This window comes from Yersinia rochesterensis (assembly GCF_003600645.1).
Classification (GTDB): domain Bacteria; phylum Pseudomonadota; class Gammaproteobacteria; order Enterobacterales; family Enterobacteriaceae; genus Yersinia; species Yersinia rochesterensis.
On sequence record NZ_CP032482.1, the window covers coordinates 3,711,360 to 3,736,350 of the forward strand.

Genomic DNA, 24,991 nt, shown 5'->3' on the forward strand with positions numbered 1-24,991 from the left:
GTTATTTATGTTGGAAAAAAACATTACTTTTATAAATATACAGAGGCTTATAAAGAATGAAAGCGGTGCAATATTATTGCCATTTATTATTTTATTGCCTTTTTTTATTGGGCTGATTTTTGTGTCTTTTGAAATCTCTCTTTTTATACAAAAAAAAGCCAAACTCTCTGATGCTATAGAGCAAGCTGCATTAGCATTAACAGTTGAAAATAATGACAATCCTGATGCTATCCAAGAACAAAAGAATAATGCCCTTGTCTCTTCTTATGCCAGGGCATACTTACCATTAGAAGAGTTTTCAACACCAAGAATAGTGATAGATAAGAGCACAAATCATCTCCAATATAATGTAGCTATTACTATGAATTACCCTGCATTATTTTTAAATAAAACAGCTCTTACTAGCACGAATAGTAATATAAATATTACTGATAGTGGTGCGGCTAAAAAATATATCTCCAATCACTCTGAACCCACAGACGTTGTCTTTGTTGCTGACTATTCTGGTTCAATGAATGAGTCGTTTGAACATTCTGAGAAAACTGAAAGTAAAATAGAGTCATTAAGAAAAATATTAAAAAAGCTGAATGATAAAATAGACAATAATGATGTCATTAATGTTATTGGATTTGCGCCATTTTCATGGGGAAGTAAAAAGATTATAAAAAATGAAATGTTTTGTCACTACCCATTTGTACCTAAAAAATACAGGTCAAAAGGCAATTATCTGAGTCGTTACACTGCGTCTGGATTAAAAAAATTTAACGGATTAGAACAATTGGGCGATATTTTAAACACTGAGTATGGGAAGTTAAATCAAGACACAGACAAGGTTACATTCGTTAAAGATAAAATTGAAAGAATCATGATTGATGACAAAAACAAGTCAAAAGCTGTTTCTTTTTTTAGATATGCTACTTTTATTGATTATGCAGTAATTATATGGACAATTATTGCAGACAACATTGACTACGAACAGACAATTGACTCAATTTCTCATAAAACCGAAGAGAGAAATATTAACATACCTATATCTGATGTTCTTAATAATGAGTTTTGCTTAAAAAATCTAGACACTCATATTATTGAAAAAAGTAATATGACTGATTCAGTATTATCTAATGTTGTAAATTTTGATGTGGGTGGTGCAACGTTAATAAGCTCAGGAATTCTAGTTGGAAATAATATTTTTAAAGAAACAAATAATAATCACAAAAAACTAATGATTATTCTTTCTGACGGTGATGATAGTAATCATATTAACGCTAACCTTCCTGAAGATTATAAAGATAAAAACTACTTTAATATTACTAAAACACTTATTGAGAAAGGGATGTGTGAAAAAATAAAAAAAAATAACATTAGAATGGTATTTATTGGTATTGGATATGTTCCAAGAGAGGATATTGACTGGAAAAAGTGTGTTGGGGAGAATAATTTCTATCTGGCTCAGAATGCTCATGAATTGGAGCAAGACCTGGAGCAAGCACTCTTAGCAAATGATGAAGTTGGCCGTAATATACCTAAAAACTGAGATCAGGCGCGGTAATATCACCGCGCCTGTTATTGACTATTTTGCGCCACCCGCTTCCATGCCGACTAACCCCACCTTGAGATAACCCGATTTACGCAATGCATCCATCACGCTCATCAGCGTTTCATAATCCACCACTTTATCCGCCTGGAAGAAAATGGTGGTTTCTTTGTTAGATTGGGTCACTTTATCCAGCGCCGCCGCCAGTGTATCGCGGTCGACCTGCTGATCGCCGACATACAGCTGATTATCAGCTTTCACTGTCAAAAAAACCGGCTTCTCTGGGCGCGGCTGTGGCACCGCTGAAGATGCCGGTAAGTCCACTTTGATATCAACCGTTGCCAATGGTGCTGCCACCATAAAGATAATCAGCAATACCAGCATGACATCGATGAAAGGTGTCACGTTAATTTCGTGCAGTTCACCACTTTCATCGAGGTTATCGTTCATCCGCATGGCCATAAATCACCCCGCACGCAATTGGTGAGGCTGCTTAGGTGACTTTGCTTCAGCGCTGCTGCTCAAATCAAGATCACGGCTCAGCAATAATAATACCTGTGCAGCAACATCCCCTACCTGAGCGCGGTAAGAACCAATCAGGCGAGCGAAAATGTTATAGATAACCACCGCAGGAATTGCGGCAACCAAGCCAAGTGCTGTTGCCAGCAAAGCTTCGGCAATACCCGGAGCAACAACAGCCAGATTAGTCGTCTGTGAGTGGGCAATACCGATAAAGCTGTTCATGATGCCCCAAACAGTACCAAACAAACCGACAAACGGAGAAATGGCACCGATTGTCGCCAGGAAGCCATTACCTTTGCCCATTTGGCGGCTAATGGCAGCAACACGGCGCTCCAGACGAAAAGCAGTACGTTCTTTAATGCCGTTGTTATCGTTTGATTCTGCCGATAATAGGCGCTCGTTTTGCGCTTCACGCAGTAATAGACCGCTGATGCTCTCTGGAGAGAAAACCTCTGCTCGCTCAGACGCGGTATCAAGATCAGTAACCGCGCCGATAGCCTCGTGTTCTTGCCGTAAACGGCGGCGTGCTCGGAATAATTCAGTCCCTTTGGAAAACAGAATGGTCCAGGTCACGATTGATGCCAATACCAAGCCAATCATTACGCCTTTCACCACCACATCAGCATGTTGATACATGCCCCAAACGGAGAGATCCATCGCCAAGCCTTGTGGGGCAGGAGCCGTTAATGGCTGAACTGACGGTACCGATATTGTGGGTACTACAGCTTCTGCATTAGCAGGGGCTGCTACAGATGTAATTTCCGGTGCAGGTAACGGCGTTGATGTTGCTGTCGTCGTTGGTGTCGTAACTGATGCAGCGACTGCGCTACTGTTGCCCGGTGCGGCGAATGCATGACCGGTTAAACCTGCCACCAGCAATAATGCCATCGCGCCTTTCATCATTCGGCCTTGCACGAATGATTTGTCTTTAATCTTTTTGTCAGCTGTTTTCACGCTGCGCCTCCACCCAATATGCATATCAATTTAAGGACGAAATCAGCTGCCGATCATATCAAACAAACCGGGGATTGATAGTAATTATCATTAGTATTTACGCCTATTTTTTGAGAAAAAATAAGAATCCCCCTGATATCAGGGACTACGCGGCAGGATCAACGGATAAACATTCTGAGCTGTACAGATTGAGTGACACTTTATGTAAAAATAAAAAAGGATTTATTGCAGAGAGCGCTTTTGCATGAATTAAGCCCTCTCCTAACGGCCTCCCCTTAATAAATTTCCTATTTCGTCACTTACACAGCATTTTTCCATTACAAATCTGCGGAAAACAGCGAGTCACCCTCTTTAGTTTTTTTCATGGTGAAAGCTACCCTCTCATTACAATCATCATGCTAACGTAAGGAATAAATACATCCCAATAATGAATGCTGACCATGGAATAATGGGCATGCTGATGAGAAGGTGGCAAAGCGATTATGTCTGCAAATAAACCCACGATAGAAAAATTGGAAACAATCTTAGTTAGCGCTGGCAGAAGTCAGAAATTCACCCAAGGCTCGGTCAATACCGTCATTCAGCGCGCATCTTCTTTGGTTTTTGAGTCAGTAAAAGCCAAAAAGCACGCCACAATTAATCGCGGAAATGGGGCGCTATTTTATGGCCGCAGAGGCACGCTAACCCATTTTTCTTTGCAAGAAGCGATGACAGAACTGGAAGGCGGCGCGGGTTGTGTGCTTTATCCTTGCGGTGCCGCCGCGATTAGTAATGCCATTTTGTCATTTGTTTCCACCGGCGATCATGTGTTGATGACTGGCTCGGCTTATGAACCGGCACAAAGTTTTTGCGATAAAATCTTATCGCGTATGAATATCATCACCACTTATTTTGATCCCATGATAGGGGCCGAAATAGCCTCGTTGATCACACCGCAAACTAAAGTGGTTTTTCTTGAGTCGCCCGGTTCCATCACGATGGAAGTACAAGATATTCCCGCGATAGTCAAAGCTATTCGCGCGGTTTCTCCAGAGATGATTATCATCATGGACAATACGTGGGCGGCCGGCGTGCTGTTTAAAGCCTTGGATTTTGATATTGATATCTCCATCCAATCAGGAACTAAATATATTATTGGTCATTCCGATGCCATGCTGGGGATTGCGGTCGCCAACACCCGTTGTTGGGAGCAACTACGCGAAGATTCTTATCTAATGGGGCAAATGGTGGATGCTGATACCGCCTATCTTGCCAGCCGGGGCTTACGCACGCTGAGTGTGCGTTTAAAGCAGCATGAAAAAAACAGTATCGAAATCGCAAACTGGCTGGTTCAGCGCCCGGAAGTTGCGGCGGTCTATCACCCTGCCCTGCCCGGCTGCAAAGGTCATGAATTCTACAAACGAGATTTCACCGGCTGCAATGGTTTGTTTTCTTTTGAGTTAAAAGAAGAGTTAACCCAGCAGCAGTTAGAGGCTTATCTCGACCACTTTACCCATTTCAGTATGGCTTTCTCGTGGGGCGGGTTTGAGTCTTTGATTCTGGGGTATCAACCCAAGGATATCCGGGCAATCCGCAAATATGAGGGTGAGGAAATCAAAGGCACATTGTTCCGTTTGCACATTGGGCTGGAAAATGTACAAGATTTGCAGGACGATTTAACCGCTGGGTTTGAGCGCATCAAAGCTTCGCAGTAACATTTATGAGCGCTATGGTTTGTGAATGTGCGGTCAAAGTCTCCGCACATTCATCCTCTCTTACACAAATAGTGTCAACGGCACGTATATATGCCCTTAAAAATTCGGTTATTGAGGATAAGATCAATGTGGATTAGCGCCATTACCGATACACTAGATAAAACCTTATAACAATATTCTCACACGATAGGCAAACAGGAACAGAAATGGATGTATTACGCGAAATCCTTCATGCCTTATGGCAGCAGGATTTTAGTAAACTTGCCGACCCGAATGTGATTTGGGTTATTTACGGTATACTTTTTACCACCCTTTTTTTAGAAAATGGTTTGCTGCCAGCCTCTTTCCTCCCCGGTGATAGCTTGTTGCTATTGGCGGGTGCACTGATTGCCAAAGGTGTCATGGCATTCTGGCCCACCATGATAATTTTGACCGCTGCGGCCAGCTTGGGTTGTTGGCTGAGTTACCTGCAAGGGTTATGGTTGGGAGATACCAAAGTGGTAAAAAGGTGGCTGTTGCAGTTGCCTACTCATTATCGACAACGCGCCCATAACCTGTTTGTTCGCCACGGTCTGGCAGCCCTGATTATTGGCCGTTTTCTGGCTTTTGTCCGGACTTTATTACCCACTTTAGCCGGTATTTCAGGTCTAAATAGCACGCGTTTTCAGTTCTTTAACTGGCTCAGTGGGCTGCTATGGGTTGGTAGTGTCGTGGGGCTGGGCTTTGCACTTAGCCATATTCCCCTGGTTAAGCATTATGAAAATCAAGTCATGACCGCGCTGATGATTTTGCCGATTGTTTTGTTATTGGTCGGGTTGGTTGGCACACTGGTCTTGGTCTGGTGTAAACGCAAAAGTGTGACCGAGTAAGCTTCTCCGCTCGAACAACTAAACGGCGCTTAGTGCGCCGTTTTGTATCGATATCACCTCAGTTAGTGCGTAACTTGGCGACTTCTTCACTCGGTGTAACGCCGAAATAGCGTTTAAACTCGCGGCTAAATTGTGAAGCACTCTCATACCCTACCTTATTCGCTGCGGTACTGGCCTTTAGCCCATCGTGTAGCATCATCATTCGCGCACGATGTAGCCGGTAAGATTTCAAATATTGTAGTGGCGAAGTGTTAGTCACCGCTTTGAAATTATGATGAAACGCGGAGACGCTCATGTTTACATCCGCGGCTAATTGTTCAACATTCAGGTTATCTGCAAACTGATTTTCAATACGCCGCAATGTCTTGGTAATTTGATTGAAGTGCCCATGGCGATTAACCAAAGCCTGTAATGCCCCACCGCACTGTCCACATAACACGTAGTAGATGATTTCTCTCACAATTTGTGGGCCAAGCACTCTGGCATCACGAGGATTAGCCATCACATCCAGCAACCGCTCGGTGGCGCATAGCATCTCTTCAGTCAATACAGATGAATTGACACCAGAGGTATTACCGAAAGGTTTATCGAGTTCGTCATCACCAATATCTATAATTAGATCCTGTAGCATCTGGCTGTCTATATGAATCGAAATCCCGGCCAGCGGCACTTCCGAGCTGGCAAAAGTTTCACATTCAAACGGTAATGGCACTGTCAGAATCAGGTAGTTTTTCGGATCATACTGAAATACTTTGCTACCCAGATAACCCACTTTATGCCCCTGAAATATAATAACTACACTCGGGGTATACATGACGGGTGTACGCGGTTGGTGTACGGTGGAATAGAGAATTTTCACCTTTGGTACAGCGCTAGGGGTTAAGCCATTGCCTTGAGCCAGACGAGCAATCATCCCAGCCATCTGTACCTGAATATCCGTAACCTCAACCATTGCGCCCTCACCTGCTTCTGTTATCTGGAACGATCCGACATAAATTGTGCAGTATTTTGCGAGTTTTCTACAGTGATTTAGAGAAATAGGCAAGAGCAAGGCAGAAATGTGCATTGAGGTATAACGCCAGGTTACCGACAATGGCTACCACTGATATGGCGGCAAACAATTATTTATCCGCAAGCTATTGCGCCACAAACTAATCTCTTAATTCTTATTGTTCCTTACCCTAAGCTGGAAGACAAATCATGCAAAATTTTACCCTTCATACCCCGACTAAAGTGCTGTTCGGTACTGGTCAAATAGCGCAACTGAATAAAGAAATTCCTGCTGATGCACGTATTTTAATTACCTATGGTGGCGGCAGCATCAAACAAAATGGTGTACTCGACCAAGTTCACCAAGCACTGCAAGGCTTTGATTACCTAGAGTTTGGTGGCATTGAGCCAAACCCTACTTATGAAACCTTAATGAAAGCCGTTGAGGTTTGCCGAGCAGAAAAAATCACTTTCCTGCTAGCCGTGGGTGGCGGTTCAGTATTGGATGGCACTAAATTCATCGCGGCGGCCGTCAATTATCCACAAGACCCATGGCATATTCTGGAAACCACCGGCAGCGATATCAAAGAAGCACTGCCTATGGGTTCAGTGCTGACCTTACCTGCTACTGGCTCTGAAGCTAACAGTGGCGCAGTTATCAGCCGCCGCAGCACCGGTGATAAGCAACATTTCTTCTCGCCGTATGTGCAGCCGCTCTTTGCTGTGCTGGATCCAGTGGTGACTTATACCTTACCACCGCGCCAGGTGGCTAACGGTGTAGTTGATGCTTTTGTACATACCATTGAGCAATACCTGACTTATCCGGTGGACGCCAAAGTTCAAGATCGTTTTGCTGAAGGTTTGTTATTAACTCTGATTGAAGAAGGCCCGAAAGCCTTAACTGATCCTGAGAATTACAATGTACGCGCCAACATTATGTGGAGCGCCACCATGGCATTAAATGGCCTGATTGGTGCCGGTGTCCCGCAAGACTGGGCGACTCATATGCTGGGCCACGAACTGACAGCGCGTCACGGGCTGGATCATGCACAAACATTGGCGGTGATATTGCCCGCTCTGTTAGTGGCGAAGAAACAGCAAAAACGCGCGAAATTATTGCAATATGCGGAACGTGTCTGGGATCTCCGTGAAGGCACTGAAGACCAACGCATTGATGCGGCTATTGAAGCGACCCGTCAATTCTTTGAAGACATGGGTGTCGCGACTCGCTTATCTGATTACAAACTGGATGGCAGCACCATTCCTGATTTAATCAAAAAATTAGAAGAGCACGGTATGACCGCACTTGGCGAGCACAGTGATATCACTTTGGCAGATAGCAAACGTATCTACGAAGCTGCGGTCTAATAATATAGTTTAGCGAAATACAATGTGATTTTAGCTGAGGAGATCAATATGGTGACGCAACCCATTATCAAATTGCACGATGGAAATCTGATGCCACAACTCGGTCTTGGCGTTTGGCAAGCAAGCATTGAAGAAACACAGCTTGCTGTCACCAAAGCACTGGAGATCGGCTATCGTTCAATCGATACAGCGGCTATTTATAAAAATGAAGAGGGTGTTGGTCAGGCGCTGCAAACGGCCAATGTCGCCCGTGATGAGCTATTTATTACCACTAAGCTGTGGAATAGTAACCAAAATAATCCTCAGCAAGCACTGGAAGAGAGTCTGAAAAAACTTCAGCTCGATTATGTGGATCTCTATCTAATTCACTGGCCTGACCCAGCACAAGACCGCTATGTCGGTGCCTGGCGTGAATTGATCGCCTTGAAAGAGCAAGGTTTGATTCGCAGTATCGGCGTTTGTAACTTCCATATCCCTCACTTACAGCGGTTGATTGATGAAACCGGCGTTGCCCCGACTGTCAATCAGATTGAGCTTCACCCGCTGCTCCAGCAGCGGCAGCTCCATGCATGGAATGCCACACATCATATTGCGACAGAATCCTGGAGCCCGCTGGCTCAAGGCGGCGATGGCGTTTTCGATCAAGCCATCATTCGTGAATTGGCGCAAAAATATGGTAAGACTCCAGCACAGATAGTCATCCGTTGGCATCTGGATAGCGGGCTGATTGTTATTCCTAAATCAGTGACACCGGCGCGCATCAGGGAAAACTTTGAAGTATTTGATTTTAAACTACACAAAGATGAACTGACGGCAATTTCGAAGTTAGATAGCGGTAAACGACTGGGGCCAGACCCAGATGCTCCCAGGGCCTGACCGCTGATTTATCAGCTTATTAATGATGCTTAGCTTTCCCTCTGGCGACACCAGCGGGTTTATTCACCGGCGCTCTGTTTGCGCCGGTTTTGCTACCTGCGGTCTTGGGCGAGGAATTGCCCGTAGTGGCCTGCACGGTTTTACCCAAAGGGGCTTTACCTGTTGAGGCTGCATTCGTGCGGTTACCCGGTTGACGCTGACGAGTGATAGCAGTGTGCTTGGTCAGCGCCGGTGTATGATGACGAAACGCCCGGCGTGCTTCACGTTGTTCTTCCAGAGTCGGTGCCGGAACCAAACATTCACGGCGGCTACCGATCAAGTTTTGCAGCCCCATTTCCTCTAATGCCGTGCGAATCATCGGCCAGTTAGCGGGATCATGATAACGCAACAATGCTTTATGCAACCGCCGCTGACGATCTCCTTTCGGAACAACAACATCCTCACTCTTGTAATCCACTTTGCTCAGCGGGTTCTTGCCGGTGTAATACATGGTGGTGGAGTTAGCCAGCGGTGATGGATAGAAGTTTTGCACCTGATCCAAACGGAAACGGTTTTTCTTCAGCCAAAGAGCCAAATTCACCATATCTTTATCTTCTGTCCCCGGATGGGCGGAGATAAAATACGGAATCAAATATTGCTCTTTACCGGCCTGCTTGGAATAGGTATCAAACAGCTCTTTAAAGCGCTGATAGCTGCCCATTCCCGGTTTCATCATTTTTGAAAGTGGCCCTTCTTCAGTATGTTCCGGGGCTATTTTCAAGTAGCCGCCCACATGATGGCTGGCTAATTCTTTGATATAACGTGGATCTTCTACTGCCAGATCATAACGAACACCAGACGCAATCAGGATCTTTTTAATCCCTTTCAAATCACGCGCTCGCCGATAGAGCGAAATGGTCGGCTCATGGTTAGTGTCCATGTGCTGGCAGATTTCAGGGTAAACGCAGGATGCACGGCGGCAAGTTTGCTCGGCTCGTGGCGACTGGCAGCGCAGCATGTACATGTTTGCCGTTGGGCCACCCAGATCAGAGATGATGCCGGTAAAACCAGGAACTTTATCGCGAATTTCTTCTATCTCACGAATGATAGAATCTTCAGAGCGGCTCTGAATAATGCGCCCTTCATGCTCGGTAATCGAACAGAACGAACAGCCACCATAGCAACCGCGCATGATATTGATCGAGAAACGAATCATATCGTAAGCTGGAATAGGTGATTTCCCATAAGACGGGTGCGGCACACGCTGATAAGGCAGGGCAAAAACGCTGTCCATTTCTTCCGTACTGAGCGGGATAGCCGGTGGATTAATCCAAATATAGCGGTCGCCGTGTTTTTGCATCAAAGCCCGTGCACAACCGGGGTTGGTTTCATGATGTAAAATCCGCGAAGTGTGGGCATACAATACTTTGTCTGCTTTCACTTTGTCATAGGATGGCAGCAAGACATAGGTCTTCTCCCATGGTTTGGGTTTGGCGGCCCGTACGGTTATAGGTTTGGCTTCCGGCTCGGGAACACTGTCTGTCGCGCACGGCAAATCTTCACCATAAGGATTCGGAATAGCTTCAATACGGCCCGGTTTATCCAACCGAGTAGAATCCACGCCACTCCAACCCGGTAATGGGGTTTTGCGCATCACAACGGTGTTACGCACATCCTGAATATCAGCAATTTTCTCACCCGCAGCCAGACGGTGTGCCACTTCAACCAGTGGCCGCTCGCCATTGCCGTACACCAGCATATCGGCTTTGGCATCGACAATGACTGAGCGGCGCACAGTATCAGACCAATAATCATAATGGGCAATACGGCGTAAGCTGGCTTCAATTCCGCCAAGCAATACCGGCACATGGCTATATGCCTCTTTGCAGCGCTGGCTATACACCAAAGTGGCGCGGTCTGGCCGCTTACCGCTTTGATTATCCGGCGTATAAGCATCGTCATGGCGCAATTTGCGATCAGCGGTATAGCGGTTAATCATCGAGTCCATATTGCCCGCGGTGACGCCGAAGAACAGGTTCGGCTCACCCAAGCGCATAAAATCATTTTTATTTGTCCAATCTGGCTGAGCAATGATCCCCACACGGAAGCCCTGAGCCTCCAGCATGCGGCCAATGATAGCCATGCCAAAACTGGGGTGGTCAACATACGCATCACCGGTGATGACAATAATATCGCAGCTATCCCAGCCCAATATGTCCATTTCTTCGCGAGACATCGGTAAAAATGGCGCAGTGCCATAGCATTCAGCCCAATAAGGCTGATAAGAAAACAGGTCACGCTCTGGCTGAATCAGGCTGGCACTCATGGCAATACTCTTTGAATTGGGGGAAATTGGGGTGGTTCGGGTTAAGAAATCATCACCGGGCGGCGATTATACGCATTTATCCATGGAAAGAGGAGGGATAAATCTGTTGATAACATGATTCGCGCCATCAATTAGAACAGGATCACTGGACGATTATTCATCGAGACAATTATTCGTCGAAGCAATAATCTATCGAAACAATAATCTATCGAAACAATGACCCCATTAATCTTAACCGAGTGTCGGCGCGGCCTGTGTTACCAATTGTCCTGCTGACCCACGATCCGCCATCTCAAGGCTCTGGCTGTAGAACAAGAACGGGAAATGCTCGGAAGATACTTGATTGAAATACACCAGTAACTCTACATCGCCATCAACCCAAACTGTATCCTTCCAACCCCTATCTTCGGCCATCGCTGGCGCACCATTTACACTTTTCACCAGGAACGAAACACCCTGAATATGGAATGCTTGCGGCATGTCCGCATGAATTGTCCAACGTTCCCAAGTACCTTGCTGTGCCTGAGCATCAGCCCGATTCATATCCCAGATAACGCCATTGATTCCCGGCAAATCATCTCCCAAACGGAAGTCGCGAGAACGCACCGCATTGCCATCCAAAATCTGATCAGAGAGCAAACGTATTGGCAGATTATCAGTGACTAATGGCAACAAACCGGTCGGTTTTAATGTCAGCACCAAGCTGGAAATCAGAATACTTGATGGTTCAAATAGCCCGCGCAACCTGTCCATAATCCCGGCAGACTCACCCGCCGTAATCGACACTTCGCTCCCCTGCGACATATCGATAACCACCTCACGTCGTTCACCCGGCGCTAACGAGAGTTGCTGTACCATCACCGGCGCAGGCAGGAACCCCTGGTCACTGGCAACCACATGCAATGGGCGGCCGTCACTCAGTTGCAATATATAGCGGCGGGCATTGGACGCATTCAATAAACGTAAACGCACCCAACCACGAGAAACTTCAACAAATGGGCTTTGTGCGCCGTTAACCAACAACGTATCCCCCATAAAGCCCCCATTTGCTGGCGGGTCATATTGCGGAACGCCAAAGTTATCCAGCCGTTTATCCTGAATAATAATCGGGAAATCATCAACACCATAATGGCTTGGTAGTGGCATCGCTTTGCTGACTTCATCTTCCACCAGCCACATACCGGCTAACCCATTGTAAACATGGGGAGCCATGCGGTTGGGCGTATTGGCGTGATACCAGCAAGTTGCCGCAGGTTGCCGTACAGGCAATACCGGTGACCAATCAACACCGGGGGTAATCATACGTGCAGCGCCGCCCATCAATGTGCCCGGAACTTGCAACCCACTGATAGTCATAGACACCGGCTCAGCCAAACGGTTGCTGTAAATGAGCTTAACATCATCACCGCTGTAAACCCGAACAGTCGGCCCTAGATACATACCGTTGATACCCCACACAGCGGCTTTCTGCTTGCCACTGAATGCCCAATGCGCCCGCTGTAAAGTCAAAAACAGCGGTTGCCCACGGCGAGATTCAAGTAAAGGTGGGACAGGCAACGAGGGTTGCTGGGTACTATTAGCCTGTGCCCTCAATGGCAACGAACCCGCGCCTAGCGCTAAGCCCGTAGCCTGAATGAACTGGCGACGACTGAGTGACATATCTTCTCCGGGAAAACCACCATCAAACCTACTGCAAAATTTTGCCTGACTGCGAATAACGCTGAAGGACGGCAAAACGCTCACGACCAGAGTCGTTTAAATAAAACCCGTCATACTTCAAGCTGCACGTGCGTTAGCTGCACTCAATCACCCGAATCACTTACTTATGTAAGCTCATCGGGATTCATTTGTTTGCCGCCTTCCTGCAACTCGAATTATTTAGGGTATTCTTTATATAGATTATTTTTCAGTTGCTGCCTGCTGGGCAATTTCTGCATCAAGCTGCTCAATTTTAGCCAACATCAGATTGCGACAATGCTCCGCTAACTCACGAACGCGATCTTTACCGTAACCGGTGGTATCAACTGGCGGCATAATTTCTACAATAACTTTGCCATTTGACCAACGGTTTAACTTGATATTGTTAGTGCTGGACACACAAATTGGCACGATTGGCACACCCGCGGCAATAGCCGCATGGAAGGCACCTGTCTTGAACGGCAGTAAACCACGCCCACGGCTACGAGTTCCTTCTGGGAACATCCAGATGGAAACATTCTTTTGTTTAACTTGTTCAACTACTTGGGCGATAGTGCCATGCGCTTTGGCGCGGTTATCACGATCAATAAGCAGATTACCTGTTAACCAATATAATGGGCCAAATAAAGGAACCCACAACAAGCTCTTTTTGCCCACAGTGACGGTGCCGGATTGAACGACATTCGACATCGTGACCATATCGTAATTATTTTGATGGTTAGCGATATAAATACAGGTACCGTAGTTAGCCGCTTCCTTAGGAATACGCTGCTCAACCGTAATCCCAAATAATACTGACATCCGGCCAAAAAGATGAGCAAACGTCGCGAGATTACGTGGATTTCGGGGGCGAAATAGGCAATAAATCGAACCAAACACACACACTAGAAAACAATATAAAACTGCCAATACCGTGCGCAAAATTAATAGCATAACAACCTCTTAAATACTTATTTTTATTAAACACTTACTTCTATTAAACACACACTCTTAAATTCGCAATCGGCGCTAGTATAGCGGTTTCCAGACAAAACACCGCGCTGATTCCTTACCCTAATTATGTTACGCGACAGCGCGCGCAAATTGCGCGCGCTCCCTGTTACATTTACTGGTTACTACTCTTCATTATCTGCTGGTATTACACGCTCTGGCGCATCAACATCAACGCGATCAATACGTTGTAGCCCACGAGGCAGTGGTGAACCTTTCCGACCACGTTCGGCTCGGAATTTCTGTAAATCTTCTGGCCGTAAGGTTAACTTACGTTTGCCAAAGTGCAGGGTAATTGATGTTTGAGGAGGTAAGACAAACAACCATACCAGGCGATCTTTACCTGCTGCCGCATCCGCCGCTGGGATAGAGACTATTTTATTGCCCTTACCTTTTGATAATTCAGGTAAATCTGCCACTGGGAACATCAACATGCGGCCAGCGGCAGTAATGGATAACAGCATGTCATCCGGCCCATAGATTTCCAATGGCGGCAGTGCTTTGGCATTTTCCGGCAGAGTAATCATGGTCTTGCCAGCGCGATTTTTGGCGACCAAATCATTGAAAGTACAGACAAAACCATAGCCCGCATCTGATGCCATTAACAATTTCTGGTCATCCGGTGCCATCAATACCTGTTCAATAGTTGCTCCCGGTGGCGGAGTCAGCTTACCGGTCAGCGGTTCCCCTTGCCCACGCGCAGAGGGCAATGTCAGCGGATCTAACGCGTAGCTACGGCCGGTTGAGTCAATAAACACCACGGGTTGGTTGCTCTTGCCACGTGCCGCAGCACGGAAGCTATCACCTGCTTTATAACTTAGCCCGCTCGGGTCAATATCGTGGCCTTTAGCACTGCGCACCCATCCCATCTCAGACAACACGATAGTCACCGGCTCAGAAGGCACAATATCATGCTCACTCATGGCTTTGGCTTCGCCACGTTCAGTCAGCGGCGAACGGCGATCATCGCCATAAGCGGCTGCATCGGCCTGAATTTCTTTTTTAATCAGGGTATTAAGCTTACGTTCTGATGCGAGTAATGCCTGTAATTGATCGCGTTCTTTAGCCAACTCATCCTGCTCACCACGGATCTTCACTTCTTCAAGTTTGGCTAAATGACGGAGCTTCAGCTCAAGGATAGCTTCAGCCTGAGTCTCAGAGATCGCGAAATGCTGCATCAACAGCGGTTTGGGTTCATCTTCAGTGCGGATGATATGAATAACTTCATCGATATTCAGGAAGGCAATCAATAAACCTTCTAAAATATGCAGCCGCTTCAATACCTTTTCCAGACGATAATTCAGCCGGTTACGCACGGTTTGGCGGCGGAATACCAACCACTCGGTCAGGATCTCCACCAGCCCTTTCACTGTTGGGCGATGATCCAAACCGATCATATTCATGTTGATGCGATAACTTCTTTCCAGATCCGTAGTAGCGAACAGATGGTTCATCACTTGGTCCAGATCAACACGGTTGGTACGCGGAACAATAACCAGCCGAGTAGGATTTTCATGGTCAGATTCATCGCGCAAATCTTCAACCATCGGCAGTTTCTTAGCACGCATCTGGCTGGCAATCTGTTCCAGCACTTTGGCACCCGAAACCTGATGCGGTAGGGCGGTAATCACCGCGCTGCCATCTTCTTTCTTCCATAAGGCCCGCATCCGTACCGAACCACGGCCATTCTGGTAAATTTTACGAATTTCATCACGCGGAGTGATGATTTCTGCTTCCGTCGGGAAATCAGGCCCTTGCACAAACTCCAGCAACTCTTCCAGCGAAGACGTTGGCTTATCAATCAGTGCCAGCACCGCCTGCGCAATTTCGCGCACATTATGGGGGGGAATATCTGTTGCCATGCCCACCGCAATGCCGGTGGTACCATTGAGTAAAATGTTCGGCAGGCGCGCAGGTAGCATTTTCGGCTCCTGCATGGTGCCGTCAAAATTCGGCACCCAATCAACGGTTCCCTGCCCCAATTCACCCAGCAACACTTCCGCATATTTGGATAAGCGAGATTCAGTGTAACGCATTGCTGCAAAGGATTTAGGGTCGTCCGGCGCACCCCAGTTCCCTTGCCCATCAACCAATGGATAGCGGTAAGAAAATGGCTGTGCCATCAACACCATAGCTTCATAACACGCGCTGTCGCCATGCGGGTGATATTTACCCAGCACGTCACCCACGGTACGAGCAGATTTTTTGAATTTTGCGCTATTGTTCAGCCCCAGTTCGGACATTGCATAGACAATGCGCCGCTGTACCGGCTTCAAACCATCGCCGATAAACGGCAACGCCCGATCCATGATGACGTACATGGAATAGTTCAGATAGGCGTTTTCAGTAAAGGTGTGCAGCGGTAAGCGTTCTGCACCGTCATGAGTCAAATCACTCATTACTCAATTATCCTCAGACTCTGGAGGCGATCACTGTCAGTCAGCAGATCGGCACCGCAAGTTCATTGTCAATTTCTGCCCGCGATAGTACCTCATCTGCGGGGTGACTGTCACAACCCACAGATAATCTCAATCTTTCAGTCCTGCAACATTGGCCGTACCTACTATCAAGCGGCGGGTTCACGGCCAGCTCGATGTGTGTTGGCAGCAGTAGCGGAGCCAATCACGAGGTTTTGTTGCTTCTTAAGCAATAGTGTTATGCATCATTGTGTATTTCTCTCTGGTAGCAAAACCATTAGCATACTCAGTATTCTGGGCTGGGCAGTATCTGGCCCACCGCTTTAATAGGATTATGCTAATGAGTAACATACTAATTATTAACGCAATGAAAGAATTTGCGCACTCCAAAGGGGCGCTCAATCTGACTCTCACTAATGTAGCTGCCGATTTTCTACCAGAAAATGGCCATCAGGTTAAAATCACCACTGTTGACCAAGGCTATGATATTGAAAGTGAAATTGAAAATTATCTCTGGGCTGACACCGTCATTTATCAAATGCCAGGTTGGTGGATGGGCGAACCCTGGATTTTGAAAAAATACATTGATGAAGTCTTTACCTATGGCCATGGCCGCCTGTACCAAAGTGATGGTCGCACGCGCTCCGATGCCACTAAGGGCTATGGTTCTGGTGGTTTGATTCAGGGTAAAACCTATATGCTTTCAGTGACCTGGAACGCACCACTTGAAGCCTTTACCGATCCAAATCAGTTCTTTGAAGGGGTCGGAGTTGATGGCGTTTACCTGCATTTCCATAAAGCAAACCAGTTCCTTGGCATGAAGCCATTGCCGACATTTATATGTAACGATGTGATTAAACAACCCGATATTGAAGGTGACATTAGCCGTTACCGTCAGCATTTGGCCGAAAACTTTAAGCATCAAGCCGTTTGATATCACATATAAATTGGGGTTGCTATGATTACTGTTTTTGCAGAAATAAAGGTTAAACCGGGGCGTCGCCAAGCAGTGCTGGGCGCAATCGAGCAGCTAATACCGGCGGTGCTGGCAGAAGAAGGTTGTGGTGGCTATGTGCCAATGATTGACGTGCCGACTCAGCTTGATTGGCAAAAGAACTCGCCAGACTCTATTTTCATGCTGGAAAAATGGCAAAGTGTTCATCATCTGGAGTTACATTTGCAGATGGAACATATGCATCAGCATCGTGAAGTGATTAAAGATGATGTACTGGATGTCAGCATCCACATTTTGGATAACGCTTAATCAACTTATCCCCAAAGTAATTGAAGTTGCAGGTAGGCGGCAAGCAAACGCATCCCGATGAGCTTACTCAAGTAAGTGATTCGGGTAAGTGAGAGTGGCCAACACCCCTGCGGCTTTAAGAACGAAGGGGATCTTTTAGCCAATGGCTGCCCTGCAACTGAATCTGCTCACTGACATAATCCAGAAAACAGGTAATGCGCGCGGCAAGCTGAGTATTACGATAATAAACCGCGTTAATCGGCTGCCAGGTTTCCAGAGTTTGCTCAGCCATCACTTCAACTAAGCGCCCCGCCAATTGATCCTCTCGAGTCATAAAATCAGAGAGTTCGACGATCCCTTCGCCCTGTAAAGCCAATAAACGCAGTGTTTCACCACTGGATGCAACCAGATTAGGAATGATCGACGCCCGCCCGCCCGGCAAATGAGGCAGCGACCACTGATTAAGAAACTCTGGCTGAGTAAAACCAAGCAAACTGTGATTTGCCAAGTCGTCAATCGTATGGGGAGTGCCGTGGCGTTGCAGATAATCTGGGCTAGCGAGGATGCGCACTCGGCTGGCACCCAACAGGCGCGCATGGATAGTTGAGTCGCGCAGCGCGCCAATGCGGATCGCGATATCAGTGCGTTGTTGCAGCAAATCGATATTCAGGTCGTCAGTATTCAGCTCAAGAATGATTTGCGGATATAGCGCTCGAAAACCGGTGATCATCGGCACAATCACATGCTGCATAAAAGGCGCTGCCGCATTCACCCGCAGTCGCCCAGCCGGTTTCAGTCGCCGTAAAGCAATTTGCTCTTCAGCATCATCGACCGCACCGAGGATCTGCCGCGCATGATTGAGGAACAATTCGCCCTCTTCCGTCAGCTCCAACCGCCGAGTGGTACGGCGCAGTAAAGTGGTCGCCAGTTTCTGTTCCAGCCGGCTCAATGCCCGACTGATACCGGATGTGGTCTGGCTGCGTTGCTCCGCAGCCGCCGTGATTGAGCCGCAGTCGACGACTGAGATAAACGCCTGCAACTCTTCTAACGTCACTTTCATCGATCAAATCCCGTCATCGATCAGACCTCGATCTCGGCGGTATCCCCTTTCTCTTGTAGCCAATTGCGGCGATCTTCAGAGCGTTTCTTCGCCAGCAACATATCCATCATGGCCATTGTTTTATCAATATCGTCGTCACCGATAGTCAATTGCACTAAACGACGAGTATTAGGATCGAGGGTCGTTTCACGTAACTGTAACGGGTTCATTTCACCCAGCCCTTTAAAGCGCTGCACATTCGGCTTTCCGCGTTTACGTTTCAGTTGCTCCAGGACACCGGCTTTTTCTTCTTCGTCCAGTGCATAAAACACTTCTTTACCTAAATCAATGCGATACAAAGGTGGCATCGCCACATACACGTGGCCATTGCGAACCAGTGCGCGGAAGTGGCGAACAAACAGCGCACACAGCAAGGTAGCAATATGCAAACCATCGGAGTCCGCATCCGCAAGGATACAAACTTTACCGTAGCGCAATTGGCTTAGGTCTTCGCTGTCTGGATCAATACCAATCGCAACTGAGATATCATGGACTTCCTGCGAAGCAAGAACCTCATCGGAAGAGACTTCCCAAGTGTTCAAGATCTTGCCTTTCAGCGGCATGATCGCCTGATATTCGCGGTCACGCGCTTGCTTGGCAGAACCGCCCGCAGAATCCCCTTCTACCAGAAACAGTTCAGTCATGCTCAAATCTTGCGAAGTACAATCGGCCAGTTTGCCGGGCAATGCTGGGCCGCTGGTCAGTTTTTTGCGCACCACTTTCTTCGCCGCGCGCATACGGCGCTGGGCGCTGGAAATAGCTAACTCAGCCAACTGTTCAGCCGCTTGTACGTTCTGATTCAGCCATAGGCTAAAAGCATCTTTTACTACGCCGGAGACAAAGGCCGCGCACTGACGTGAGGAAAGTCGCTCTTTCGTCTGGCCGGCAAATTGTGGGTCCTGCATTTTGACTGACAGCACGTAAGCACAGCGCTCCCAGATATCATCCGCCGAGAGTTTGATGCCCCGTGGCAGAATATTGCGATACTCACAAAATTCGCGCATTGCATCCAGTAAACCCTGACGTAAGCCGTTGACGTGAGTGCCGCCCTGCATGGTCGGAATCAGGTTGACGTAGCTTTCAGTCAGCAGCTCGCCACCTTCTGGTAACCATAACAGCGCCCAGTCAATAGCTTCAGTATCACCGGAAAAAGAGCCGACAAACGGCACTTCTGGCAAGGTAATCAAGCCGTTAACTGCTTCCATCAGGTAGTCAGTCAGACCATCGGCATAACACCAGCGCTGCTCAGTATTATTGACCTGATCTTTAAAGACGATTTCAACACCTGGGCACAGTACTGCTTTCGCTTTCAGCAAATGTGACAAGCGGGACACAGAGAAACGTGGGCTGTCGAAGAAAGAAACATCCGGCCAGAAATGTACGCTAGTCCCAGTATTGCGCTTACCGCACGTGCCGATAACCTGTAAATCCTGCACTTTATCGCCATTTTCGAAGGCGATGCTGTAGATTTGGCTATCACGGCGCACCGTCACTTCTACCCGCTTGGATAAGGCGTTAACAACCGAAATACCCACACCGTGCAAACCACCAGAAAACTGATAGTTTTTATTAGAGAATTTGCCGCCTGCATGTAAACGACACATAATCAGTTCAACCGCAGGAACACCCTCTTCTGGATGGATATCAACCGGCATCCCACGGCCATCATCAATAACTTCCAGTGATTGATCGGCGTGCAGGATGACGTCAATGCGGCGGGCATGGCCTGCCAGTGCTTCATCGACGCTATTATCAATCACCTCTTGACCAAGGTGGTTTGGCCGCGTGGTGTCCGTGTACATTCCCGGACGACGACGCACTGGTTCTAAACCGCTGAGTACTTCAATGGCATCAGCGTTATAGCTGGATTCAGTCATGGTTTGATTAATATTCGGCTAATGGTTGGAAGGCTAGCGGTGACATGCCCGGCAGGCCATCACGACCTGCGGTTCAATACCCACTGCAGTAATAAAACCTACGGTATCGGGTGATGCTTAAACCGCCATATTAAGCGGTCGCTAGCCCTAAAAAAGTTACAATCGGGGAGAAATAATGATCAAAGCCGACAAAGGCATGATTCCCACCTGATTCTACTGTTTGCCGACAAGGGGTGTAATAAGCAACCGCTTGACGGTAATCGAGGATTTCATCCCCGGTTTGTTGCAATAACCAGAGTAAATCCGGTGATCCCAACTTTTCAATCTGCATGGCTTTCAGATCATAAATATGTCGAGACTCTAACACATATTGTTGCCCAGTGTAGGGGTTCTCATTTTCCCCCAGATAATCGCTGAGCAGCTCAAATGGCCGCACTGCTGGGTTAACCACCACGGCGGGAATACTGAAACGCTGGGAAAGCCAGGTAGCAAAATAACCGCCGAGGGAAGAACCTACAATGCCGATGGATTGCCCGGCTTTATCCATTACGATGCTTTCCAGCATTTCTGCGGCCTCCGCCGGATAAGGCGGTAATTGCGGTATCAGCATCTCAATATGAGGATGGTGTTGCTGCAACCAACTTTTGAATGTGGTTGCTTTGGCTGAGCTGGGTGAGCTATTAAAGCCGTGAATATATAGAAGCGTACTCATTCAATAACCATCCGAGTCCATGTCCGGGCAGAACTCATCACTGGCTAACCGACGAACCTCAGTTTCAAGTTTTCCATCAGGCAGCAAGTCGAGGTAGCGCCATCCCGGTGCCACAGTATCCAGTGTAAAATTAGTACAGTGCGGTTTGAACTGCACACAGGTAGAAGGGCTGGCCAGCAGGCGCTTACCATACCAATCGAGATCCAGATCCTGATGAATATGGCCGCACAACAAGGTGGTCACACGCGGATAGCGAGTCAGCACAGCCGCCAGCATATGCGCGTTGCGTAGGCTATGTTGATCAAGCCAAGTGCAACCCGAGGGTATCGGGTGATGGTGCAATAATATCAATGTGTAGCGTTCTGGATACGCGATCAGACAGCGTTCCATCCACTCCAATTGATAGTCACTTAGTTCACCGTAAGGGACACCAAAAACTTGGCTGTCTAATAACAGTATTTGCCAATTATCACCGACCAGAACCTGCTTTGACGGTGCGATATCGGCATTCGCTAGAGCATCCACCATCGCGGGCTGGAAATCATGATTGCCGGGCAGCCAGACACAAGGTGCTGGCAAACGGGAGATACCCTCAGCAAAATTCTGATATGCAGCAACGGAATGATCCTGAGCCAAATCACCGGTCGCAACAATAAGATCAAAGGGGTGTTGCTCAGCAATAATCGCATCTAACACAGCGCGATAACTGCGAGAAGTATTTACACCCAGCAAGGTCTCATGTTCCCCCGCAAAGAGGTGGGTATCTGTTATTTGTAAAATTCTAACCCTGGCCCCACTCGCCATAGGCAGTTTAAACAGGCTTTCCAAATGGTGTCCTTGTTTTTGCACCTTTCCCAACCAGATTCATCACGTCTCTGTATCTCAGTTGGTCAGGCTATAAGTCTGTCTAACAAACTGGAACTGCCACCGCTCCATGCGCCAAACAATAGCGCAACCAGTCAGCAAGAAACTGGTTAATTTGATGCTTTTCGTCCCGCTGATGCAACTTTTTATTCGGATAATCATAACTTGCTTTGAAGCGGGAGATCTGCTGACTGGCACACACTTCCGCGACCTGCGCATCATGATAAAGCCGTACGACCATAGATGGCAGGCTCCAATGACTGCTAGCTGGCTCAGTTTGCACAATCTCGACAACAGAAGTGTAGCGGGTTGATTCAATAATTGTCAGTTGATAACTGGCGCTATTGACCTGATAAGCCACGCTTTCACCCACTTCATCGACACGCGGTATCAAACGACGCAATTGCGCGAAGTTAGTTTCGCATATCCGCATCATTTCAGGAAAATCAGGTGTGTAGCGCTTACCCATTATTTTCTCTCTTTCTTATGACTGCCACTCTGCTCTTAGCGATTGATGGTGCAACGCCAACCATTGTAGTGCAATGACTGAGGCTGCATTATCAATAACACCCTCTTCAACCCAACGATAAGCTTGTTCACGGCTGACAACATGCACCCGGATATCTTCATTTTCATCGGCCAGCCCATGAACCCCACTCGCGGTCGTCGCATCGACTTCCCCAACCATGATAGATAAGCGCTCACTGGTACCTCCGGGACTGGCTAAATAACTGAGCACCGGTTTGCAGCGGCCAACATGAATTCCCGCTTCTTCTTCAGCTTCGCGACGTACCACTTCCTCGACGGTTTCGCCCTCTTCAATCATCCCTGCCACCATTTCTAATAACCAAGGCGACCGGCTGCTGTCAATGGCGGCAATCCGTATTTGTTCAACCAGCACCACTTCATCGCGCACGGGGTCGTAAGGTAATAGCACGGCAGCATGGCCGCGCTCAAAAATTTCGCGTTTAACTTCTCCACTCATTTCGCCATTAAACAAACGATGACGAAACCGGTACACATCCAGTAAAAAAAAACCCCTGTACCGTGTTTCACGTGCAATAATTTCCACATCCTTCGTGCCGAAGGTCACCGGTGAGGGTTGTTTTGATGTCATAGCTTATTTCCTTACTTGAGTATCTAGCCTGAATAGTGACTTTTAATGACAGCATGAATGAATGCCAGTCAGGCTAATAGAGGTTGGCAATTTTATAAAGACGGTTTTATAAAGATTATTTGACAAAAATAGTGTGATACAAGTTAGTTGTCTGAATAGTCATTTAGCTTTGTGATAGATTTAAGTAAATTTAGGCGAGATGGCACAATCAGCCACCTTATCCCATTGGCAGACTCTGATAGAATCGGCAACAATTCGTCTATCGACAACTACCATAGTAATATTGCCGCACAACTGCTGCACAACAAGGACTGCAAATGAAGAAACTGCTCCCCCTTCTTATCGGGCTGAGTCTGGCTGGTTTCAGTAGCATGAGCCAGGCAGAGAACTTGCTGCAAGTTTATAAGCAAGCCAGGGATAGTAACCCGGATTTACGCAAATCTGCGGCTGACCGCGATGCTGCATACGAAAAAATTAATGAAGCTCGCAGCCCGCTGTTACCACAGCTTGGTTTAGGTGCCGGTTACACCCATACTAATGGTTTCCGCGATGCCTCTGACAGCCCGGATAGCAATGCAACATCAGGCTCTCTACAACTGACTCAGACCATTTTCGACATGTCTAAATGGCGCGCTCTGACTTTACAAGAGAAAGCCGCCGGTATTCAGGACGTGACGTTCCAGACCAATGAACAAGCTTTGATCTTGAACACGGCAACTGCCTATTTTAATGTTCTCAGAGCCATTGATAGCCTGTCTTATACTGAAGCGCAGAAACAATCTGTGTATCGCCAGTTAGACCAAACGACTCAGCGTTTTAATGTCGGTTTAGTGGCTATTACTGATGTGCAAAACGCCCGTGCTAGCTACGATACCGTGTTAGCAGCGGAAGTGACGGCTCGTAATAACCTGGATAACGCGCTGGAAAATCTGCGTCAAATTACCGGTGTTTATTACCCTGAACTGGCGTCGCTGAATGTATCTCGCTTGAAGACAGAACGCCCACAAGCGGTAAATAATCTGTTGAAAGAAGCTGAAAAACGTAACCTTTCTTTGCTTTCTGCTCGTTTGAGCCAAGATTTGGCTCGTGAGCAGATTAAGTCGGCAGAAACAGGCTACATGCCAACTATCGATTTAACGGCATCAACTTCAGTCACCAATACTCGCTACAGCGGCGGCACTCCAAGCACCCAGCAAGCAAACATGGATGCTGGTCAGAACAAAATTGGCGTGCAACTGAGCTTACCGCTGTACAGCGGTGGGGCGACTAATTCCTCAGTGAAACAGGCGCAATACAATTTCGTCGGGGCGAGTGAGCAGTTGGAAAGCGCACACCGTAGTGTGGTGCAAACTGTACGCTCCTCATTTAATAATATTTCAGCCTCCATCAGCAGCATTAAGGCTTATGAGCAAGTGGTTATTTCTAACCAAAGCTCATTAGATGCAATGGAAGCAGGTTATCAAGTAGGAACGCGTACCATTCTGGATGTGTTGACTGCGACGACTAACTTGTATCAATCCAAACAGCAATTGGCCGACGCGCGTTATAACTACCTGATAAACCAATTAAATATCCAGTCAGCACTGGGTACATTGAACATGAACGATCTGATGGCCCTGAATGGTGTACTGGATAAACCCGTCCCAACATCAGCCACCAGCTTGGCACCGGATGATGCTAACCAGAATGCTTATGCCGATGGCACCAGCACTCGAGCTACACCGCGTGCGACAACTGTTAGCCAGCCGGCCAGCGCCGCTGCTGGTAACAGCAACCCATTCCGTAACTGATTTTTACGAATGTGAACTCACCGGGTACGGCATCAAGCTGTGCCCGGTTTTTTATTTCCCTCCTTGACTCCC

The 24,991-nt window shown here is 47.4% G+C and carries 21 protein-coding genes; 8 read left to right on the forward strand and 13 right to left on the reverse strand.

What is annotated here, in order from left to right:
• Positions 1-7 precede the first annotated feature (7 nt).
• Positions 8-1,534 carry a TadE/TadG family type IV pilus assembly protein gene (locus DXZ79_RS17225; protein WP_038639010.1) on the forward strand — a complete coding sequence of 509 codons (1,527 nt, stop codon included), beginning with the start codon at positions 8-10 and terminating at the stop codon, positions 1,532-1,534.
• A gap of 36 nt (positions 1,535-1,570) precedes the next feature.
• On the opposite strand, the gene exbD is transcribed toward DXZ79_RS17225, so the two are convergent.
• Entirely contained in the window at positions 1,571-1,996 is a 426-nt protein-coding gene (gene exbD / locus DXZ79_RS17230) for a TonB system transport protein ExbD (RefSeq protein WP_004390102.1), read from the reverse strand.
• A gap of 3 nt (positions 1,997-1,999) precedes the next feature.
• Positions 2,000-3,010, reverse strand: a complete 1,011-nt coding sequence (gene exbB / locus DXZ79_RS17235; RefSeq protein ID WP_072103617.1) for a tol-pal system-associated acyl-CoA thioesterase — start codon at positions 3,008-3,010, stop codon at positions 2,000-2,002.
• Between the two features lie 482 nt (positions 3,011-3,492).
• Between exbB and metC the strand changes: the two genes are divergently transcribed.
• Positions 3,493-4,704, forward strand: a complete 1,212-nt coding sequence (gene metC, locus DXZ79_RS17240) for a cystathionine beta-lyase (protein WP_038639007.1) — start codon at positions 3,493-3,495, stop codon at positions 4,702-4,704.
• 206 nt (positions 4,705-4,910) lie between these two features.
• A complete protein-coding gene (locus DXZ79_RS17245; RefSeq protein WP_038639004.1) occupies positions 4,911-5,573 on the forward strand; it encodes a DedA family protein in 663 nt (220 codons plus the stop codon).
• Positions 5,574-5,631: 58 nt separating this feature from the next.
• Here the strand turns inward: DXZ79_RS17245 and DXZ79_RS17250 are convergent, their stop codons facing one another.
• Complete coding sequence (locus DXZ79_RS17250) at positions 5,632-6,525, reverse strand: AraC family transcriptional regulator (RefSeq protein ID WP_038639002.1); 894 nt, start codon at positions 6,523-6,525, stop codon at positions 5,632-5,634.
• A gap of 248 nt (positions 6,526-6,773) precedes the next feature.
• Between DXZ79_RS17250 and yqhD the strand changes: the two genes are divergently transcribed.
• Positions 6,774-7,931, forward strand: coding sequence for an alcohol dehydrogenase (gene yqhD, locus DXZ79_RS17255; protein ID WP_120011491.1), 1,158 nt, complete (start codon positions 6,774-6,776; stop codon positions 7,929-7,931).
• A gap of 48 nt (positions 7,932-7,979) precedes the next feature.
• Positions 7,980-8,807 carry a 2,5-didehydrogluconate reductase DkgA gene (dkgA, locus tag DXZ79_RS17260; protein WP_038638997.1) on the forward strand — a complete coding sequence of 276 codons (828 nt, stop codon included), beginning with the start codon at positions 7,980-7,982 and terminating at the stop codon, positions 8,805-8,807.
• A 19-nt stretch (positions 8,808-8,826) separates the two neighbouring features.
• On the opposite strand, the gene DXZ79_RS17265 is transcribed toward dkgA, so the two are convergent.
• From DXZ79_RS17265 to parC, 4 genes are all read right to left on the reverse strand, one after another.
• Positions 8,827-11,112: a YgiQ family radical SAM protein gene (locus tag DXZ79_RS17265; protein ID WP_038638994.1), complete on the reverse strand. Its 2,286-nt coding sequence runs from the start codon at positions 11,110-11,112 to the stop codon at positions 8,827-8,829.
• Positions 11,113-11,343: 231 nt separating this feature from the next.
• Positions 11,344-12,771 (reverse strand): cell division protein FtsP, encoded by a 1,428-nt coding sequence (gene ftsP / locus DXZ79_RS17270; RefSeq protein ID WP_038638990.1) that lies wholly within the window; start codon positions 12,769-12,771, stop codon positions 11,344-11,346.
• A gap of 240 nt (positions 12,772-13,011) precedes the next feature.
• Complete coding sequence (locus DXZ79_RS17275) at positions 13,012-13,743, reverse strand: 1-acylglycerol-3-phosphate O-acyltransferase (RefSeq protein ID WP_038638988.1); 732 nt, start codon at positions 13,741-13,743, stop codon at positions 13,012-13,014.
• Between the two features lie 182 nt (positions 13,744-13,925).
• Positions 13,926-16,199 carry a DNA topoisomerase IV subunit A gene (gene parC, locus DXZ79_RS17280; RefSeq protein WP_038638985.1) on the reverse strand — a complete coding sequence of 758 codons (2,274 nt, stop codon included), beginning with the start codon at positions 16,197-16,199 and terminating at the stop codon, positions 13,926-13,928.
• A 358-nt stretch (positions 16,200-16,557) separates the two neighbouring features.
• On the opposite strand from parC, the gene DXZ79_RS17285 reads away from it, so the two are divergent.
• Positions 16,558-17,151: an NAD(P)H-dependent oxidoreductase gene (locus DXZ79_RS17285; protein WP_038638982.1), complete on the forward strand. Its 594-nt coding sequence runs from the start codon at positions 16,558-16,560 to the stop codon at positions 17,149-17,151.
• Between the two features lie 24 nt (positions 17,152-17,175).
• A complete protein-coding gene (locus DXZ79_RS17290) occupies positions 17,176-17,481 on the forward strand; it encodes a putative quinol monooxygenase (protein WP_038638978.1) in 306 nt (101 codons plus the stop codon).
• Positions 17,482-17,596: 115 nt separating this feature from the next.
• On the opposite strand, the gene DXZ79_RS17295 is transcribed toward DXZ79_RS17290, so the two are convergent.
• The 6 genes from DXZ79_RS17295 to nudF all read right to left on the reverse strand — a co-directional run bounded on the left by DXZ79_RS17295 (position 17,597) and on the right by nudF (position 23,129).
• On the reverse strand, positions 17,597-18,520 hold the full coding sequence (locus tag DXZ79_RS17295) for a LysR family transcriptional regulator (protein WP_120011492.1): 924 nt from the start codon (positions 18,518-18,520) through the stop codon (positions 17,597-17,599).
• Positions 18,521-18,540: 20 nt separating this feature from the next.
• Positions 18,541-20,436, reverse strand: a complete 1,896-nt coding sequence (gene parE / locus DXZ79_RS17300; protein ID WP_042562482.1) for a DNA topoisomerase IV subunit B — start codon at positions 20,434-20,436, stop codon at positions 18,541-18,543.
• Between the two features lie 130 nt (positions 20,437-20,566).
• On the reverse strand, positions 20,567-21,148 hold the full coding sequence (yqiA, locus tag DXZ79_RS17305; RefSeq protein ID WP_038638972.1) for an esterase YqiA: 582 nt from the start codon (positions 21,146-21,148) through the stop codon (positions 20,567-20,569).
• Positions 21,149-21,976, reverse strand: a complete 828-nt coding sequence (gene cpdA, locus DXZ79_RS17310) for a 3',5'-cyclic-AMP phosphodiesterase (protein ID WP_038638969.1) — start codon at positions 21,974-21,976, stop codon at positions 21,149-21,151. It lies immediately after the preceding gene.
• 79 nt (positions 21,977-22,055) lie between these two features.
• Complete coding sequence (locus tag DXZ79_RS17315) at positions 22,056-22,481, reverse strand: DUF1249 family protein (RefSeq protein WP_038638966.1); 426 nt, start codon at positions 22,479-22,481, stop codon at positions 22,056-22,058.
• A gap of 15 nt (positions 22,482-22,496) precedes the next feature.
• Positions 22,497-23,129 (reverse strand): ADP-ribose diphosphatase, encoded by a 633-nt coding sequence (gene nudF, locus DXZ79_RS17320; RefSeq protein WP_038638963.1) that lies wholly within the window; start codon positions 23,127-23,129, stop codon positions 22,497-22,499.
• Positions 23,130-23,446: 317 nt separating this feature from the next.
• Here nudF and tolC point away from each other — a divergent pair, with 317 nt between their 5' ends.
• Complete coding sequence (tolC, locus tag DXZ79_RS17325) at positions 23,447-24,919, forward strand: outer membrane channel protein TolC (RefSeq protein ID WP_038638960.1); 1,473 nt, start codon at positions 23,447-23,449, stop codon at positions 24,917-24,919.
• Positions 24,920-24,991: the final 72 nt, after the last annotated feature.

What these genes read in the sequence shown, in the direction of transcription:
- DXZ79_RS17225 (WP_038639010.1), top strand. Translation starts at nt 8, where the DNA reads ATGTTGGAAAAAAACATTACTTTTATAAATATACAGAGGCTTATAAAG.
- exbD (WP_004390102.1), bottom strand. Translation starts at nt 1,996, where the DNA reads ATGGCCATGCGGATGAACGATAACCTCGATGAAAGTGGTGAACTGCAC.
- metC (WP_038639007.1), top strand. Translation starts at nt 3,493, where the DNA reads ATGTCTGCAAATAAACCCACGATAGAAAAATTGGAAACAATCTTAGTT.
- DXZ79_RS17245 (WP_038639004.1), top strand. Translation starts at nt 4,911, where the DNA reads ATGGATGTATTACGCGAAATCCTTCATGCCTTATGGCAGCAGGATTTT.
- DXZ79_RS17250 (WP_038639002.1), bottom strand. Translation starts at nt 6,525, where the DNA reads ATGGTTGAGGTTACGGATATTCAGGTACAGATGGCTGGGATGATTGCT.
- yqhD (WP_120011491.1), top strand. Translation starts at nt 6,774, where the DNA reads ATGCAAAATTTTACCCTTCATACCCCGACTAAAGTGCTGTTCGGTACT.
- dkgA (WP_038638997.1), top strand. Translation starts at nt 7,980, where the DNA reads ATGGTGACGCAACCCATTATCAAATTGCACGATGGAAATCTGATGCCA.
- DXZ79_RS17265 (WP_038638994.1), bottom strand. Translation starts at nt 11,112, where the DNA reads ATGAGTGCCAGCCTGATTCAGCCAGAGCGTGACCTGTTTTCTTATCAG.
- ftsP (WP_038638990.1), bottom strand. Translation starts at nt 12,771, where the DNA reads ATGTCACTCAGTCGTCGCCAGTTCATTCAGGCTACGGGCTTAGCGCTA.
- DXZ79_RS17275 (WP_038638988.1), bottom strand. Translation starts at nt 13,743, where the DNA reads ATGCTATTAATTTTGCGCACGGTATTGGCAGTTTTATATTGTTTTCTA.
- parC (WP_038638985.1), bottom strand. Translation starts at nt 16,199, where the DNA reads ATGAGTGATTTGACTCATGACGGTGCAGAACGCTTACCGCTGCACACC.
- DXZ79_RS17285 (WP_038638982.1), top strand. Translation starts at nt 16,558, where the DNA reads ATGAGTAACATACTAATTATTAACGCAATGAAAGAATTTGCGCACTCC.
- DXZ79_RS17290 (WP_038638978.1), top strand. Translation starts at nt 17,176, where the DNA reads ATGATTACTGTTTTTGCAGAAATAAAGGTTAAACCGGGGCGTCGCCAA.
- DXZ79_RS17295 (WP_120011492.1), bottom strand. Translation starts at nt 18,520, where the DNA reads ATGAAAGTGACGTTAGAAGAGTTGCAGGCGTTTATCTCAGTCGTCGAC.
- parE (WP_042562482.1), bottom strand. Translation starts at nt 20,436, where the DNA reads ATGACTGAATCCAGCTATAACGCTGATGCCATTGAAGTACTCAGCGGT.
- yqiA (WP_038638972.1), bottom strand. Translation starts at nt 21,148, where the DNA reads ATGAGTACGCTTCTATATATTCACGGCTTTAATAGCTCACCCAGCTCA.
- DXZ79_RS17315 (WP_038638966.1), bottom strand. Translation starts at nt 22,481, where the DNA reads ATGGGTAAGCGCTACACACCTGATTTTCCTGAAATGATGCGGATATGC.
- nudF (WP_038638963.1), bottom strand. Translation starts at nt 23,129, where the DNA reads ATGACATCAAAACAACCCTCACCGGTGACCTTCGGCACGAAGGATGTG.
- tolC (WP_038638960.1), top strand. Translation starts at nt 23,447, where the DNA reads ATGAAGAAACTGCTCCCCCTTCTTATCGGGCTGAGTCTGGCTGGTTTC.